This window comes from Streptomyces diastatochromogenes (assembly GCF_002242805.1).
GTDB classification, from domain to species: Bacteria; Actinomycetota; Actinomycetes; order Streptomycetales; family Streptomycetaceae; genus Streptomyces; species Streptomyces diastatochromogenes.
Map to the genome: position 1 here is coordinate 40566 of NZ_MCGQ01000055.1, position 14776 is coordinate 55341.

13 protein-coding genes are annotated in these 14776 nt (G+C 69.2%); 8 read left to right on the top strand and 5 right to left on the bottom strand.

Annotation, left to right across the window (positions count from 1 at the left end; all coding sequences use genetic code 11):
* The first annotated feature begins 155 nt into the window (after positions 1 to 155).
* The 5 genes from BEK98_RS43115 to BEK98_RS43135 all read left to right on the top strand — a co-directional run bounded on the left by BEK98_RS43115 (position 156) and on the right by BEK98_RS43135 (position 6339).
* The gene (locus BEK98_RS43115; protein ID WP_094222290.1) at positions 156 to 1523 is read left to right on the top strand and encodes a hypothetical protein; all 1368 of its coding nucleotides are present in this window, start codon (positions 156 to 158) and stop codon (positions 1521 to 1523) included.
* Between the two features lie 117 nt (positions 1524 to 1640).
* On the top strand, positions 1641 to 3164 hold the full coding sequence (locus BEK98_RS43120; RefSeq protein ID WP_094222291.1) for a GMC oxidoreductase: 1524 nt from the start codon (positions 1641 to 1643) through the stop codon (positions 3162 to 3164).
* 50 nt (positions 3165 to 3214) lie between these two features.
* Complete coding sequence (locus tag BEK98_RS43125; protein ID WP_094222292.1) at positions 3215 to 4675, top strand: SIR2 family protein; 1461 nt, start codon at positions 3215 to 3217, stop codon at positions 4673 to 4675.
* Positions 4676 to 4814: 139 nt separating this feature from the next.
* The gene (locus BEK98_RS43130; RefSeq protein WP_094222293.1) at positions 4815 to 6002 is read left to right on the top strand and encodes a cytochrome P450; all 1188 of its coding nucleotides are present in this window, start codon (positions 4815 to 4817) and stop codon (positions 6000 to 6002) included.
* Between the two features lie 121 nt (positions 6003 to 6123).
* Positions 6124 to 6339: a DUF4177 domain-containing protein gene (locus BEK98_RS43135; RefSeq protein WP_094222294.1), complete on the top strand. Its 216-nt coding sequence runs from the start codon at positions 6124 to 6126 to the stop codon at positions 6337 to 6339.
* A gap of 136 nt (positions 6340 to 6475) precedes the next feature.
* On the opposite strand, the gene BEK98_RS43140 is transcribed toward BEK98_RS43135, so the two are convergent.
* From BEK98_RS43140 to BEK98_RS43150, 3 genes are all read right to left on the bottom strand, one after another.
* Positions 6476 to 7957, bottom strand: coding sequence for a DEAD/DEAH box helicase (locus BEK98_RS43140; protein ID WP_094222295.1), 1482 nt, complete (start codon positions 7955 to 7957; stop codon positions 6476 to 6478).
* Positions 7958 to 8129: 172 nt separating this feature from the next.
* Positions 8130 to 8333: a cold-shock protein gene (locus tag BEK98_RS43145; RefSeq protein ID WP_094222296.1), complete on the bottom strand. Its 204-nt coding sequence runs from the start codon at positions 8331 to 8333 to the stop codon at positions 8130 to 8132.
* A 328-nt stretch (positions 8334 to 8661) separates the two neighbouring features.
* Positions 8662 to 9234, bottom strand: coding sequence for a TetR/AcrR family transcriptional regulator (locus BEK98_RS43150; protein WP_094222297.1), 573 nt, complete (start codon positions 9232 to 9234; stop codon positions 8662 to 8664).
* A gap of 120 nt (positions 9235 to 9354) precedes the next feature.
* On the opposite strand from BEK98_RS43150, the gene BEK98_RS43155 reads away from it, so the two are divergent.
* The 3 genes from BEK98_RS43155 (at position 9355) to BEK98_RS50460 (ending at position 12093) form a co-directional block, all read left to right on the top strand.
* On the top strand, positions 9355 to 9795 hold the full coding sequence (locus BEK98_RS43155) for a nuclear transport factor 2 family protein (protein ID WP_143684241.1): 441 nt from the start codon (positions 9355 to 9357) through the stop codon (positions 9793 to 9795).
* Positions 9796 to 10084: 289 nt separating this feature from the next.
* On the top strand, positions 10085 to 11182 hold the full coding sequence (locus BEK98_RS43160) for a baeRF2 domain-containing protein (RefSeq protein WP_094222299.1): 1098 nt from the start codon (positions 10085 to 10087) through the stop codon (positions 11180 to 11182).
* A gap of 362 nt (positions 11183 to 11544) precedes the next feature.
* Positions 11545 to 12093, top strand: coding sequence for a hypothetical protein (locus BEK98_RS50460; protein ID WP_244202229.1), 549 nt, complete (start codon positions 11545 to 11547; stop codon positions 12091 to 12093).
* A 74-nt stretch (positions 12094 to 12167) separates the two neighbouring features.
* Here BEK98_RS50460 and zwf read toward each other — a convergent pair whose 3' ends face one another.
* Positions 12168 to 13577, bottom strand: a complete 1410-nt coding sequence (zwf, locus tag BEK98_RS43170) for a glucose-6-phosphate dehydrogenase (protein ID WP_094222300.1) — start codon at positions 13575 to 13577, stop codon at positions 12168 to 12170.
* Between the two features lie 69 nt (positions 13578 to 13646).
* Entirely contained in the window at positions 13647 to 14678 is a 1032-nt protein-coding gene (gnd, locus tag BEK98_RS43175; protein WP_094222301.1) for a phosphogluconate dehydrogenase (NAD(+)-dependent, decarboxylating), read from the bottom strand.
* Positions 14679 to 14776 lie beyond the last annotated feature (98 nt).

Sequence of the window (14776 nt, forward strand, 5' to 3'; positions counted from 1 at the left end):
ACGGTAGAAGGATCTCCGCCGGATTCCCAGTCGGACCCGCCGTCAAGTCAGTTCCCGGGAGTTGACCATGACCCGGCTCAGGACGTCTGTCAGCGGTTACCCTGACCGTTCACAGCGGTGGAGGCCGTGACGGTCCGGGTACGGGGGAGGCAACAATGGAGCCCGACGAACTCGCTCGGCGTGGATACCTCGTGAGCCGGGGTGAGCGGATCCGCCGGCACTTACGGATGTATCTGCAACGCGCTGTCGTCGGCGCCATCAGCGGCGTGGCGGTCCTGGCGGGCTTTCTCTCGGCAGCTCAGGTGACATGGCCGCTCTACGTCTATCTGTTGCTCACCCTCGGCGCCATCGGCCTCTGCCTGCCGGGCCTGGCCCTCCTCGAACCCGGGCGGCGCCACGTGCTCGTGGGACGTGTGCTGCGTCGCCGTCGCAGGTCTGCCGCCAGGCCCCCTGCGTTACCACCGCTGCCCCCGGTACCGACGGTCGAACCGGCCCCGATCGCCCCGGTGATGGCCACCGCCTGTGATGACCCCGTGTACTTGTCGGGACTGCGGTCCCTGCTTCCCCCCAACCAGCCGCTGATCGTCGTACCGAGCGGTCTCTCGGACGTCAGCCGCCCGGAGGAACTGCTGTGGCCGTTGTTCGAACACCGGCTGAACCGCTCCCACCTGCGAGTCGACGTACGCGACTTCGGGATACCACTCTCCCCCTACGTGGTGGAGCGGGAGTTGTCGGGTGGCAACGGCAGCGCCCAACGGCTCCTTCCCGTGCGGGATCTCACCTTCACCACCGGGCTCGCCACGGCGCTGGTGGCCGGCACCGACCAGCCGGTCCCGCAACTCACGCCCGAGCACTGTGTCGATCCCGTCCAGATCGCTCGGCACGACGTGGTGATCGTCGGGGGGCCGGACACGAATTTCTGGCACGCCGTGCTCTTCGAACCCCTCCACAGGGAATTCGCGTTCCCGGCGTCCTCGGTGCCCCTGGCCTTCGGTATGCGGCGCGAGCGCGACGGGGGCGTCCCGGTGTACGGGAACGCGATCGCCTCCGTGGTGTCGGTCGACGCGGGGAGCGATCCGCGACACGCCCCAGGGGCGGTGTTCGGCCACGTCTTGCAGCCGACATACGGAATGATTCTGGCATGCCGCAATCCGCTCGCCGCAGCCCTGGGGATCTCCCGGTGGTGCGTGTTCGTCGCCGGGACGACCTCCTTGGGAACAGCCGGGGCAGTGCTCGCGCTGAGCCGCATCCTGGGGCGCCTGTCCGGTGATCCCGATGCCAATGTCTCGACCGTGGTCCCCACCGTGCACCCGCAGGTGAGAGCCCAGGTGTCGGCGGTGCTGTGCCGGGTCACGGAAGTGGAGCAGTCTTATGTGCGCAGCAACGGCCGGGTGATACCGCGTCAGAGGCGGCCGCTTCCCGGTGAAGGGCCGGTGCCGGCCGAGTTCGACGACTTCTGGCTGCCGACCCGATGCGAGGTCCTCGACTGCTCGGACCTGCAGCCCCGGTGGAGCCCAGTGTGAAGCAGGTTCGACAACAGGAACACCAGGAGGAACGCACAATGAACGGCACAGGGCCTCGGCCTGGGGGCTCCGTTCCGGTACGTGAGGCTGTCCTTGGCTGCCGGGTGGGCGGAGCCGATGACTGAACCTGTTCCGGTCGGCCCGAACAGTGGGCTCCCGGAGCGTTGCCGTATCGCCGTGGTGGGCTCCGGCCTCGCCGGTCTGAGTCTGGCGCGCGAGCTCGCGGACCTCGGGGCGGACGGGGTGGTCGTGCTGGAGGCAGGTCCCGACCGGGGCCACGCGCACAAGGAACGGCTGACGCGGGACGAGTCACTGCGTCTGTGGCATACCGAGGATCCGGACTTCCACCGCAACTGGTCCAGCGAGCGGCCACCGCATTACGTGCACAGTTCCGGACTGCGCAGGCGGCTGGGGGGTCGCTCCCTGTACTGGCACGGCGTCTGCCTTCCCATCGAGGAGCATGTGCTGCGTTCCGGAGTCTGGCCGCAGGAACTGGCCGCGGAGCTGCTCGGCGAGCGGTTGGCGGGTGGATCCTTGTACACCGAGGTCGCCGCGCAGCTGGCCGGCTGGGCGGAGGCTCCGATGGGGCACTGCCGGAGCGCGCGGGAGCGCTGGCTTCTGGCGCGTCTGCGCGAGCTGGGTTACCCGGTGGAACCGACCCCGCAGGCGGCCCGCTCCGAGCGGGTGCCGGGAAGAGAGATCCGGCAGGTCCCGTTCACCCCTCTCACGCACTGGCGCGGGCCGATGCCGCAGCCTTTGCGCTACCCGGTGCTGTCCGACTGCCCGGTCACCCATCTGCGGACCGGTTCCGGGGGGCTTGTCGAGGTGACGATCGAGCGTGCCGACTGGTCGTCCGAGGTGCTGCTGGCCGAACACGTCGTGCTGGCGGCAGGGACCTTCGAGAACACGCGCTTGGTCGGCCGCGCCTTGGCCGAGACGCACGGTCAGAACTTCTGGGAGTTCGACAATCTGACGGATCATGTGAATCAGGGCTTCCTGGCCGCTGTGCCGCGCAGTGCGATGCCTCTGCCCACGGAACCGGGCAGGGCGTTCTGCTTCACACCCGTGCACGACACCTGTCGTTCGTACCTGTTCTTCGACGTACTGGAGTCCCCGCGTCCGGACACGGTGCTGATGTGTGTGTGGACCATGGGCGAACAGGCCTCGACGGAGAGTCGGGTCCGCGTCGAACGGGTATCTCCTGGAGGACAGTGGGAGCTGAGGGTGCAGCCGACGATCTCGCCGGCCGACGACAGGGTCGTGGAGCGGCAGGCGGGCCAGCTGGCCGAGGTCGCCGAGCGGGTGTTCGGGGTCGCGCGCTCGGCCTACTCCCTTCGCAAGGAGGACTTCCGGGAGGGCAGTCCGTTGTTCCTGCCGCAACTGGAGGCGGCTCTTGAGCACGATCCGGCGGTGTCAGGCGGCGCGGTCTTTCCTTATGTCTATCCGCTGGGCAGTGTGGACCACGAAGCGGGAACGCTCGCACTGGGAGGGGACGCGGTCGCAGAGGACGGCACCGTGCGGGTCATGCCCCGGGTCTCGGTCCTGGGCCCGGCCGTGTTTCCGCGCCAGGGTGCGGCCAATCCTTCCCTGACCACGCTGGCACTCGCGAAGTGGTACGCCCGCAGGCTGGGGAATCGCTGATCACAGCCCGGGCAGCCGGCCGGGGCACGAGTTTCGAGGGGGCGGGGGACATGGAGTTACCCACGGATCTGGTCAGCGCGTTCAAGCGGGGGCTGGGCGCCGTGTTTCTCGGGGCCGGAGCCTCCGCTTCGGCCGGCCTGCCTGACCGTCAGCAGGTCGCCACGGCGCTGGCACGTGATCTGCGGCTTCCCAGACCCGACAACGGAAGGGGCTTCCCGGCGAGCGAGCTGATAAAGATCCCCCAGTACTACGAGAACCGATACAACCGGCGCCGGCTGGTCAATCGCCTCCAGGAACTGATGGAGGTGAAGCGCTTCGCGGATTCCGAGGTGCACAACCTCATCACTCAGTTGCCCTGCGACACGTACTACACGACGAACCACGACGAACTCCTCGAGGAGACGCTGCGCCAGCAGCACCAGGGCTTCGCAGCCGTGGTGTCCGAGGAGGCGGCCCGCACCTTCGCCGAGCGGCGGGGCAAAGTGGTACGCAAGATCCACGGCACCATCTCGCAGCCCGACACGCTCATCGTGACCCGCAGTGACTACGCGGACTTCGCGAGCGAGAGCCGGTTCTCCATCGACGCCCTGCGCAACGACCTCACACAGCGCGTCTTCCTGTTCGTCGGCTACAGCCTCACCGATCCCGACTTCAACAGCATCTACGACCATGTCCTCTACGGCATGGGGCGCATGCGCCAGACCCACTTCATCTGCATCAACGGCCCCACGGACCTGGAGGTCCAGGATCTGCGCCAGTGCGGTATCGAAGTGATCGACCTCGCGCTGTGGCCAGGCCGCACGGAGGCGCAGCGGCTGATCTCCTTCCTCCAGGCACTGGCCGAGGCCACCAGCGCGATGGTGCACGTGGAGCGGTTCTTCTGCGGAGTCCGGCAGGGCGAGCGGGTGCCCATGATCGTACGGTCCGTGCTGAACGAGGAGGAGACCTCCGTCTACTACCCCGACTGCGACATCCGCGTGGCCCAGGAAGTCGAGAAGGCACTGCAGGCGATGGGCTGCGAGCCCGAACTCGTCCCCTCTGTGCTGGCCGAGGCCCGATTCGACGAATATCTCCAGCAAAATCTGGTCCTCATCTGCTCACCGCTCGGCAATTCCTTCACCGCCCGGGTCTTCGACCGCCTGGAGGAGCGGACCACCAACATCTGCATACGCTTTCGCATGGACGACGACCGCGGCTACCTGGAGGACATCAAGACCGGCACGCGCTACGTCCCCGACCGCCCGGCCGACGCCGACCCGCAGCGCATCCAGTACGACTACAGCGTCATCGCCCGCTACCGCAATCCGTGGGCCGACGACAAGTACCTGTTCATCATGGCCGGGCTCAACGCCATCGGAACGCACGCGGTCTCCCGGTTTCTGTCGAACCTCATGAACTACCGGAAACTTCCCCGCAGTCAGGACGACTCCGTCCTTCTCCTGCGCGTCAGCTACCGGGCCTACGACCCCTACCGGTTCATTTCGGAGGAGGAGCCCTTCGCGGAGCTGTGACCCCAGGGCAGTCAGCCCAGGAAGCGCGGCCGCACCTACGGTCTGGGGCCGGCTCAACGCACCGCCGGAGACACATAGGCTCTGCGTGGGCTCCGGGACGGAGGCCGGAATTCCAGGAACAGGAACAAGGGCAGCTTCTATGGTGACAGCGCGCCGGTTTCCGATCGGCTCCGCGACCACGCTCGCGGAGCTGGAGGACGACCCCCACCCCCGGCTGGCCCTGCTGCGCGCCCGCGAACCGGTCTCGTGGCTCCCCGTGCTGGGCGGCTGGCTGGTGACCCGGCGTGATCTCGCCCTGCGCGTCATGCGCGACGCGGCGACCTTCACTGTGGACGACCCCCGCTTCTCGACCGCCCAGGTGGTGGGTCCGAGCATGCTCTCCCTGGAGGGCGCCGAGCACAAGCGGCACCGCGCCCCCTTCACCGACCCGTTCCGCACGCAGGATGTGCACGACCGGTTCACCGGGTTCGTGGAACAGGAAGCCGCCCGGCTCGTGGACGGCATCCGGCCGCGTGGCAGCGCCGAACTGCGCCGGGAGGTGGCCGGGCCGCTGGCCGTCGCCGTCGTCGCCGAGTCGCTGGGCCTGGTCGACGCGGACACCGAGGCGGTGCTCTCCTGGTACGACGCCATCGTGAGCGCGGTCTCGGACATCACCGCCGGGCGGTCGGCGAACCCTGCCGGGGCGGCGGCGTTCGACCAGCTGCGCGGAAGCGTCGAGGCGACGGTCGCGGCAGGAAGCCATGCTTCGCTGCTGGTCGCGGCGGCCGAGAGCGGGCGCCTGAAGCTGCCGGAGGTGGTCGCCAACGCCGCCGTGCTGATGTTCGGCGGTATCGAGACCACCGAGGGCATGATCGCCAACGCCGTACTGCACCTGCTGGCACACCCTGGTCAACTCGCCCTCGTACGTGCCGATCCGGACCTGGTCGACGCGACGATCGAGGAATCGCTCCGCCTGGAACCCGCCGCGGCGGTCGTGGACCGCTACGCCACCGCCGACGTGACGATCGGCGGGGCCGACGTGCGGCGCGGAGATCTGGTGGTCGTCTCGCTCGCCGGCGCGAACCGCGACCCCGAGATCTTCCAGGACCCCGACAGTTTCGATCTGCGACGGGACAACTCCCGCCTCCAGCTGGCCTTCGCGCACGGCCCGCACTTCTGTCTGGGCGCCCACCTCGCCCGCCTGGAAACCCGCGCCTGCCTCCTCGCACTCCTCGACCGCCTGCCCGGCCTGCGGCTCGACCCCGCCTCGTCCACCGCGCCCAAGGGCCTGGTCTTCCGCAAGCCCCCGGCTCTGCGCGTCCGCTGGGACGTGCCGACGCGGCGCTGACGCGTGGACCTACCGGCCCTGGGCCGTACGCACCCGCCACCCCGCCGTGTACGGCGACGTCGAACGGTGATTGGCTGTCCCCCGTTCCGTCAGCCAGTCCATCCACGGGAAGGCCCCAGCCATGAGCACCCCCTCCGCACTCGAGTACAAGGTCGTCACCTTCCGCGAGTCACTGATCGGAGACGCACTGGACAGCGACAAGCTGGAGAAGGTGCTGAACAAGCACGCCGAGGACGGCTGGACCCTCAAGGCGATCACGTCCGCCGATGTCAAGGGCCGTATTGGACCCGGTGCGGTCGAGGGTCTGCTCCTCACTCTGGAGCGTCCGCGCCGCTGACGGCCACAGGTCCTGCACGGCAGGAGTCCCGGCGGATGCCTGCCTCGGCAAGCGCGTCGGAGGCTGGGCCATCGGCTTCGTGGTGACGGCCGCCGACGGTCAGGGCCCGCGGTTGCCCGAGGGCACCGTCGCCGACCTATGCGCCACGGCGGACCCGGGCGGCCTTGCGGGCCTCGGCGATCTGGCGGGCCTCGGCGGACCGGCGGGACTCGCCGCCGCCGGCCCGCCCCGGGCGGGTGCCCAGACCGCGGAAGGGGGCACCGCCGCGCTTCGGGCGCTCCGCGATCGTCCCGCTGCCGCTGACGGGGACACCGGAGGGAGCCTGGGCGCCGGTGATACGGCTCAGCTCGGCCTCGCCGGAGCGGACCTGCGTGATCTGCGGCCTGATGCCCGCGTCGGACATGAGACGGGCCATGTCCCGGCGCTGGTTGGGGAGGACGAGCGTGACGACGCTGCCGGACTCGCCGGCGCGGGCGGTACGGCCACCGCGGTGCAGGTAGTCCTTGTGGTCGTTGGGCGGGTCGACGTTGACGACGAGATCGAGGTCGTCGACGTGGATGCCCCGAGCCGCGACGTTGGTGGCCACCAGCGTCGTGACGTCACCGGTCTTGAACTGTGCCAGGGTGCGGGTGCGCTGGGGCTGGGACTTGCCGCCGTGCAGGGCCGCGGCCTTGACGCCGCTGCTCAGCAGATGCTTGGTGAACTGGTCGACAGCGTGCTTGGTGTCCAGGAACATGATCACGCGTCCGTCACGGGCCGCGATCTCGGTGGCGGTGGCGAACTTGTCGGCGCCGTGCACCTGCAGCACGTGATGCTCCATCGTGGTGACGGCGCCCGCCGACGGGTCGACCGAATGGACCACCGGGTCATGGAGGTATTGACGGACCAGGAGGTCGATGTTGCGGTCCAGCGTGGCCGAGAACAGCATGCGCTGACCGTCGGGACGCACCTGGTCCAGCAGTTCGGTGACCTGCGGCATGAAGCCCATGTCCGCCATCTGGTCGGCTTCGTCCAGGACGGTGATGTTCACTCGGTCCAGGCGGCAGTCCTTGCGCTCGACGAGATCCGCGAGGCGGCCGGGAGTCGCGACGACCACCTCGGCCCCGGCACGCAGTGCGCCGGCCTGCCTGCCGATCGACATGCCGCCGACCACCGTGGCCAGCCGCAGCTTCAGCAACCGGGCGTACGGTGCGAGCGCGTCGGTGACCTGCTGGGCCAGCTCGCGGGTGGGGACGAGGATCAGGGCCAGCGGCTTCCGCGACTCGGCACGCTGCCCGGCCGTACGCACGAGGAGCGCCAGACCGAAGGCGAGCGTCTTGCCCGATCCGGTGCGACCGCGGCCCAGGACGTCGCGTCCCGCGAGGGAGTTCGGCAACGTGGCGGCCTGGATCGGGAACGGCTCGTTCAGGCCGAGACTGGTGAGCATCTTCAACAACTCGGCCGGCATGTCCAGTTCACCGAAGGTCGCCACCGCGGGGAGGGCCGGAGTGACGGTGGCCGGCAACGCGAACTCCCCCTGTGGTGCGGAGGGACGGCGCCCGGTGTCGCCTGAACGGGCGGCGGGGCGCCCCTGACCTCGTGGACGGAAACGGTCGTTCGTGCGAGCTGAACGGCTCATGGAGAACCTTCCTCGACAGGGCACGCATCGAGGAATTCCCGACAAGGACGAGTCGGATGAATTGCAAGAACGAGCCGAATGTAAGACTAAAAGAATTCCACTGGAATGCAGAAAACAGCAAGCTGAGGCCCCGCCACAAGGCGGGGCCTCAGCTGACTCATACGCTTCGTCGTCAGGCGGGAGTGATGTTCTCCGCCTGCGGACCCTTCTGGCCCTGCACGACGTCGAAGCTCACCTTCTGGCCTTCCTGGAGCTCACGGAAGCCCTGGGTGGCGATGTTCGAGTAGTGGGCGAAGACGTCCGGGCCGCCACCGTCCTGCTCGATGAAGCCGAAGCCCTTTTCCGCGTTGAACCACTTGACGGTGCCAGTAGCCATGTCATATCTCCTTGGGGGCAGTGCCCGCGGGCCCACACCGTGTGAGCCCTGTTGCCACAATGAACCCCGTCCGGATAAGCACCGGAGATACAGAAATGCCCGACGATATACGATCGCCCGGGCACTTGAAGTTTCGGGAACCACAACTGCAACTACTAACAAGTTTAGCACGGTACACACATCCGCACTACTTTCACTCGCGGCCACGACCCTTTCGTCACCCGTGGAAAGTCAATCGCGCTCTCGGCTCGGATAACCCCGAGCCGTTTCCGCCTGCTCCGCAAGCACGGCAGGGGCCACCTGTTGCACGAAGCCCCCGGTGACGGGCTCAGCGCGGCCGCAGCCCGTCGAAGACCACCTCGAAGATCCGCTGCCGGGCCGCCGGGTCGGCTCCGAGGTACTCCATCGTCGTACTGGTGCCGACCAGCAGGGCGATGAGCTCCGGCAGGCCCAACTCCGAGCGGACCGCGCCGGCCTGTTGCGCGCCGGCCAGGAGCTCGGCGAGCTGCGCCTGGATCACCTTGCTGGACTCCTGCAGGGCCGCGTGCGCGTCCACCCCGGCAGCGGCGAGCGCCTGGGCGAACTCGTTCTTTCCCTCGGACTGGTCGATCACCAGGCGGAAGCAGCCGAAGAAGGCCTCGGCGGGCTCGGACTCGGCGGCCAGCCGCGCGGTCTGGGCGGCAATCGCCTCCAGCCTGCGCACCATCACCGCCTCCAGCAGCGCCTCCTTGGTCGGGAAGTGCCGGAAGAGCGTGCCGACCCCGACCCCGGCGGACCGGGCGATCTCCTCGGTCGGCACGCCGACGCCACGGGTGGTGAACACCTGCGTGGCGACGTCCAGCAGCCTGGCCCGGTTACGGGCCGCGTCCGCCCGCAGCGGGCGTTCCTGAGCGCCGCTCATCCCTCCCACCCTTCCCGCCGACGGCAGAGTCACCCTGGACAACCGGAGTCGTCAGTCCGTATCGTTTGAAACCGGAGTCGCTAGTCCGATTCTAGCGACGGATCCGGCCGGGGGTTGATCATGTCCGAAACGCTGTCACCGCGCGAGGTCTTCCAGAAGCTGCTCAAGGGCATCACCGAGGGGCGGTTCTCGGAGCTGGCCGAGCTCTACGCCGAGGACGCCGTGGTGGAGACCGTGTTCGAGCCGGTCGGGCCGCGCCGGTTCGAGGGGCGGGCCGTACTGCAGGAGCGGTTCGCGGAGGTCTCCGTGAGTTCGCCCGTGGAGCTGAGCTCGACGAATGTGGTGATCCGGGAGACCGACGACCCGGAGGTGATCGTCGCCGAATGGACCTACCAGGTGCACCACCGGGTGACCGAGCGGAACTTCGAGGTCGCCAACATCCAGGTGCTGCGGGTCCGCGACGGCCTGATCGTCAGCAGCAGGGATTTCCACGATCACCTGGCCCTCATCGTGGCCGGCGGCAACCTGCCGCAGCTGGTGGCTGCGCTGGGTGGCAAGTAGCGCGAGTGCGAGGCTGCGGGCCGGGACTCCTGAGGGATTGTCCCTGTTCGTGTCCACCAACCTCCGCCAAGACAACCCCGACCCTGTAGACAGGCCTGCCGGAGCTCCCATGGGTGATCCACGGCACGGTGCTGTGCGGCCTGGTCGCCGCCACCATGCTCATGAGGGGCCGGCTGCTGCCGGCCCGCGCCTGACCGCCCCGCGTTCCGCACACTTTGCGCTCGTCGAGCTCCATCGCCCCCGGGGCGCGCATCATCAAAGGAGGGCAGACCATCGACGAGGAGTGGCGATGAGGTTGTCGTTCCTTGAACCCCTGTACGCGGAGCCGGGCCCGTTCGCCTCCGTGTACCTGGACACCTCCCGAAACGTCGAGCATCCCGAGCGGGCGATCGCGCTGCGCTGGCGGCGGCTTCGCGAGAGTCTGTCGCGTCAGGGCTCGGACCGAGCACTGCTGAACGTGCTGGAGGAGGTGGTCGGCGCCGACACAGAGGTGCCGGGGATGCACGGGCAGGCCGTCTTCGCCGCCCACGGGACGCTCGTCCTGGAGGGGGAGCTGCCCAGGCCGCCCGAGCACGACTCAGCGCGCTACAGCACCCTGCCGGACGCGATGCCCCTGATCACCCAGCACCTTCCGGAGATCCCCTACATGGCCGTAGTCGTCCACTACGGCGGCCTTCCGACCGCCGAGGCCCACGGCTGGGTAACTGTGGAGGCGGAGACCGGCACCTGGCCCGCGTCCACCGTCACCCCGGGCGAGCGGCTGCACCGCCACGTCACGGTGGCGACCTGGCACCGCACCTCCCTCGGGCTCGGCCACCAACTGGACGAACGGGCTCGGCGCGCCCATGCCGACGCCGTTGTCGTGGGCGGGGACGAGTGGGCGTGCAACGTACTGATCCGCCGCCTGCCGCACACCCTGCGGGACAAGGTCGTACGCGTGGGCGGCAGGACCCCCACCGACACCGGACGCGCCCTGTTGGAGCCGCAGCTCGACGGCGTCTTCCGCGGCCGCATGGCCGCGCACGACCGGGAACTCGTGGACATCTTCATCGGCCGGCGTGCCCTGGACGGACCCATGACGGAGGGGCTGGCCACCACCGTCGCCGCCCTCCAGCGCGGGCAGGTCGCGGCACTGCTGCTGAACCGACCACCAGGGTCTTCGCTGCGGCTCTGGGCGGGCTCCCAACCCACTCAACTCGCCCTGATCGAGGCGGAGCTGATGTCCTTCGGCGTGCGGGCCCCGCGCGAGGAACGCGCCGACGAGGCCCTCGTCCGGGCCCTCGTCGGCACCGGTGCCGAGCTGGTCGTCGTACCGGAGAGCGAGCTGAGGCTGTACGAGGGCGTGGGCGCCCTGCTGCGGTACGCCGACCCGGGAACCACGTCCTGACGCCGACGCGCTGCGCCTCCCGGGTCACAGGTCGCCCCTTGCTCCCGACCGCCCCGGATCGCGCCGCGCGCGGAACGTGCCGACACCGGGCTGGAGCGGCAGTGCGTCGTACGAGCGGCGGGTGGGGCGCACGGACAGGAGCAGGAGCGGCGCGCGCGGAGGAGACCGACGTTCCGATCACCCCGCCCAAGGCCTGGGCGGTAGGCCTGCCGGCGGTGGTCAACCCGTTGCGGCACTCCGTGGAGCAGACGACGGTCCGCCGTACGGCGCTGACGCTGCACGATCACGCCGCGCGGCTTCTGGAACTCACCAGGACCGGGGGCCGCCGGCGCCACCACCACGGCCCCGCAGTCCGATGGCCCATGAGAGGAACCCCCGAGGACCTGGTCCGCGCCGCCCACGCCGCAAGCGTGACCGACGCCCGTCTCCTGGAGGCTGTACGGACCATCCCCCGGGCGGCATTCGTCCCCGCGGACGAGGTGGCATCCGCATACCGGGACACGCCCGTTCCGCTCCCCCACGGGCAGGTGACCACCCAGCCCTCGCCCATCGCCATGATGGTCTCCGCGCTCGGCCTCACCGGATCCTGCTGGAGGGCCGCTCCGGCGCGGGCAAAGCGGCCGCCCTGCGTCGGCTCGCCGCGCTGCTGCCCACCCACGCGGCCACCGGCTTCACCACGGAGGAGATCCGGCAGTCCGGCGCCCGCGCAGAGGTCGACGTCGTCGCCACGGTCCACACGCACCGCGATCCGTTCGCCGACGCCCTCAAGCGACGCGCCGACATCGAGGTCTCCAGCTCACTCCAGCGAACCGGGACGCCCTGCCGGGGAAGCTCGCGGGCCGGTTACAGCAGCCCCGGACGCACCGAAGGCCTCCCTCTCACGGATGAGAGACCCGCCTCCGACCTGCTGAAAGCAGAGTCGGGGCGACGGGATGCGAAGTCGCCCGGTCGGTGCGACGGCGGCGCCCACCACCAAGCGGCTGTGTCAGTCGGGAGACCTCGTCGACAGCCATGGTTCGTGCCATCGCGGATATCCGGCGACGAGCTTGCTCGCGCCCGCCGGTCCCCAGGTCCCCTGCCGGTAGCGCTCGGGGTCGTCGGGCACCTCCAGCAGTGGCTGAACGATTCGCCATGTCTCCTCCACCGAGTCCTCCCGGGTGAAAAGACTCGCGTTGCCTTGCATTGCATCACTGAGCAGGCGCTCGTACGGTTCGGGTGCCTCACCCAGCTCGGCCGCGAAGAGGAGGTCGAGGTCCACCAGCTGCGTGTCCTGCTTGCCCGGCCGCTTGGCCTGGATGCGGAAGTTCATGCCAGGGCTCGGATCGATCCGCAGGATCCACTGGTCGGGCTCAGGTGCGAACCGCTCCGCGAACGCAAGCCTCGGCGGGCGCTTGAACATGATCCGGATCTCGGTCACTCGCTCGGGGAGCGACTTGCCGGCCCGGATGAAGAACGGCACCCCGGACCAGCGCCAGTTCTCGACCTCCAGCCGCAACCCGACGAAGGTCTCGGTGCGCGAGCTCGGCCGCACGCCAGGGACCTGCAGGTACCCCTCGTACTGCCCGCGGACGTAGTGGGCCGGGTCGGCGTCGGGGATCGCCCGGAACACATCGACCCGGCGGTCTCGGAGGGCGTCCGCATCGGCGGCTGACGGCGGCTCGGACGCCACCAGGGCGAGCAGCTGCAGCAGATGGTTCTGCACGACGTCGCGGAGCGCGCCGACCGGGTCGTAGAAGTGGCCGCGGTCCTCGACCCCGAAGTCCTCTGCCATGGTGATCTGCACGCAGGAGACGTGGTCGCGGTTCCACACCGGCTCGAACACGGAGTTGGCGAACCGCAGGAACAGGATGTCCATCGCCGGCTCTTTGCCGAGGAAGTGGTCGATTCTCAGCAACTGATCCTCGTCGAGGAGTTGACGCAGCTCGGCGTTGAGGGCGCGCGCCGACGCGAGGTCATGCCCGAATGGTTTCTCCACGACAACCCGGGCGCCCCTGGTCAGCCCGGCGCCTGCCAGGCCTCCGACGACCCGGGCGAACAGCGACGGCGGGATCTCCAGGTAGAAGACGGGGCGCCGCCTGCCGTTGACCGCCCGGGCGAGGCGATGAAACGTCTCCTCGTCGGCGTAATCGCCCTGCACATAGCTGAGTCGGGCGGCGAACCGGGCGAAGACGCTGTCGTCGAGCGGCTCACCCGCTGCCTTGATCGCCGCGCGGGCATGGTCACGCAGCGCGTCGTCGGACCAGCCGTCGCGCGCCACTCCGACGATCGGGCAGGTCAGCAACTTGCGCCGCTCAAGCCGATAGAGCGAGCGAAACGTCATCTTTCGCGCAAGGTCGCCGGTAATCCCGAAAATGACCAGCACGTCTGCGGGAACGTTCGACGAGTTCACAGCCATCTGATCCCCCTTACGGGGCTGGCACGGCAATAGGGCCGGCGACGACCTGCAGTTCGTGATGCACAGCCCTCAGCCCTTCTTTTCGGCGTGCCCGCCGAACTCCGAGCGCATCGCCGAGAGGATCTTGTCGGTGAACTCCCCGGCCTGCCTGGACTCGAAGCGCTCGTAGAGCGAGGTGGTGATGACCGGTGCAGGGACGCCTTCGTCCACCGCGGCGAGGACGGTCCAGCGGCCTTCCCCGGAGTCGGAGACCCGCCCGGCGAAGCCGTCGAGGGAGGGTGAGCCGGCGAAGGCGTCGGCGATCAGGTCAACCAGCCACGAGCCGACGACCGAGCCGCGTCGCCAGACCTCGGCCACCTCTCCGACGTCGATGTCGTATTGGTAGGCCCACGCATCGCGCAGAGGCGTCGTCTCCGCGTCGACCTCTTGCCTGCTTTTTCCGACGTCCGCGCGCTTGATGATGCTGAGGCCCTCGGCGATCGCGGCCATCATCCCGTACTCGACCCCGTTGTGGACCATCTTCACGAAGTGCCCGGCGCCGTTCGGCCCGCAGTGCAGGTACCCCTGCGGGGCGGTGCCGTCGGTCCGGGTCCGGCTCGGCGTCGGCTCGGCGCAGCCCTCGCCGGGAGCGATCGTCTTGAAGATCGGGTCCAGATGGGCCACGACCTCGTCCTCGCCGCCGATCATCAGGCAGTAGCCGCGCTCCAGGCCCCAGACACCACCGCTGGTCCCGCAGTCAACATAGTGCAGCGACTTGCCGGCAAGACGCTTGGCGCGTGCGATGTCGTCGCGGTAGTAGGAATTGCCGCCGTCGATCAGGATGTCGCCGGGCTCCAGCAACGGCTCGAGCTGGTCGAGGATGGAGTCGACGATCGCTGCCGGAAGCATGAGCCATACGGCCCGTGGCTTGTCCAGTTTCGCGACGAAGTCCCGGGGTGAGTCTGCGCCCGTCGCGCCCTCGCCGGCCAGTTCGGCGACGGCGGCCGCGTTGACGTCGGACACGACACAACGGTGGCCGTCTCGCATCAGCCGACGCACCAGGTTCGCCCCCATCCGGCCGAGCCCGATCATCCCGAGCTGCATGGGCTTGTCTGTCGCCATGTGGCGCCTCCTGGTCCTTGAGTATGCGGTTGCGCCCGCCCGCCGCCTTCGTGCGGATCGCGTCGTCGTGGTCACCGGAGCCGATCGCCATGCCGACG

Coding starts and splice junctions, on each gene's coding strand:
- BEK98_RS43130 (WP_094222293.1), top strand. CDS start 4,815: ATGGTGACAGCGCGCCGGTTTCCGATCGGCTCCGCGACCACGCTCGCG.
- BEK98_RS43120 (WP_094222291.1), top strand. CDS start 1,641: ATGACTGAACCTGTTCCGGTCGGCCCGAACAGTGGGCTCCCGGAGCGT.
- gnd (WP_094222301.1), bottom strand. CDS start 14,678: ATGGCGACAGACAAGCCCATGCAGCTCGGGATGATCGGGCTCGGCCGG.
- BEK98_RS43160 (WP_094222299.1), top strand. CDS start 10,085: ATGAGGTTGTCGTTCCTTGAACCCCTGTACGCGGAGCCGGGCCCGTTC.
- BEK98_RS50460 (WP_244202229.1), top strand. CDS start 11,545: ATGAGAGGAACCCCCGAGGACCTGGTCCGCGCCGCCCACGCCGCAAGC.
- BEK98_RS43145 (WP_094222296.1), bottom strand. CDS start 8,333: ATGGCTACTGGCACCGTCAAGTGGTTCAACGCGGAAAAGGGCTTCGGC.
- BEK98_RS43150 (WP_094222297.1), bottom strand. CDS start 9,234: ATGAGCGGCGCTCAGGAACGCCCGCTGCGGGCGGACGCGGCCCGTAAC.
- BEK98_RS43155 (WP_143684241.1), top strand. CDS start 9,355: ATGTCCGAAACGCTGTCACCGCGCGAGGTCTTCCAGAAGCTGCTCAAG.
- BEK98_RS43125 (WP_094222292.1), top strand. CDS start 3,215: ATGGAGTTACCCACGGATCTGGTCAGCGCGTTCAAGCGGGGGCTGGGC.
- BEK98_RS43135 (WP_094222294.1), top strand. CDS start 6,124: ATGAGCACCCCCTCCGCACTCGAGTACAAGGTCGTCACCTTCCGCGAG.
- BEK98_RS43115 (WP_094222290.1), top strand. CDS start 156: ATGGAGCCCGACGAACTCGCTCGGCGTGGATACCTCGTGAGCCGGGGT.
- BEK98_RS43140 (WP_094222295.1), bottom strand. CDS start 7,957: ATGAGCCGTTCAGCTCGCACGAACGACCGTTTCCGTCCACGAGGTCAG.
- zwf (WP_094222300.1), bottom strand. CDS start 13,577: ATGGCTGTGAACTCGTCGAACGTTCCCGCAGACGTGCTGGTCATTTTC.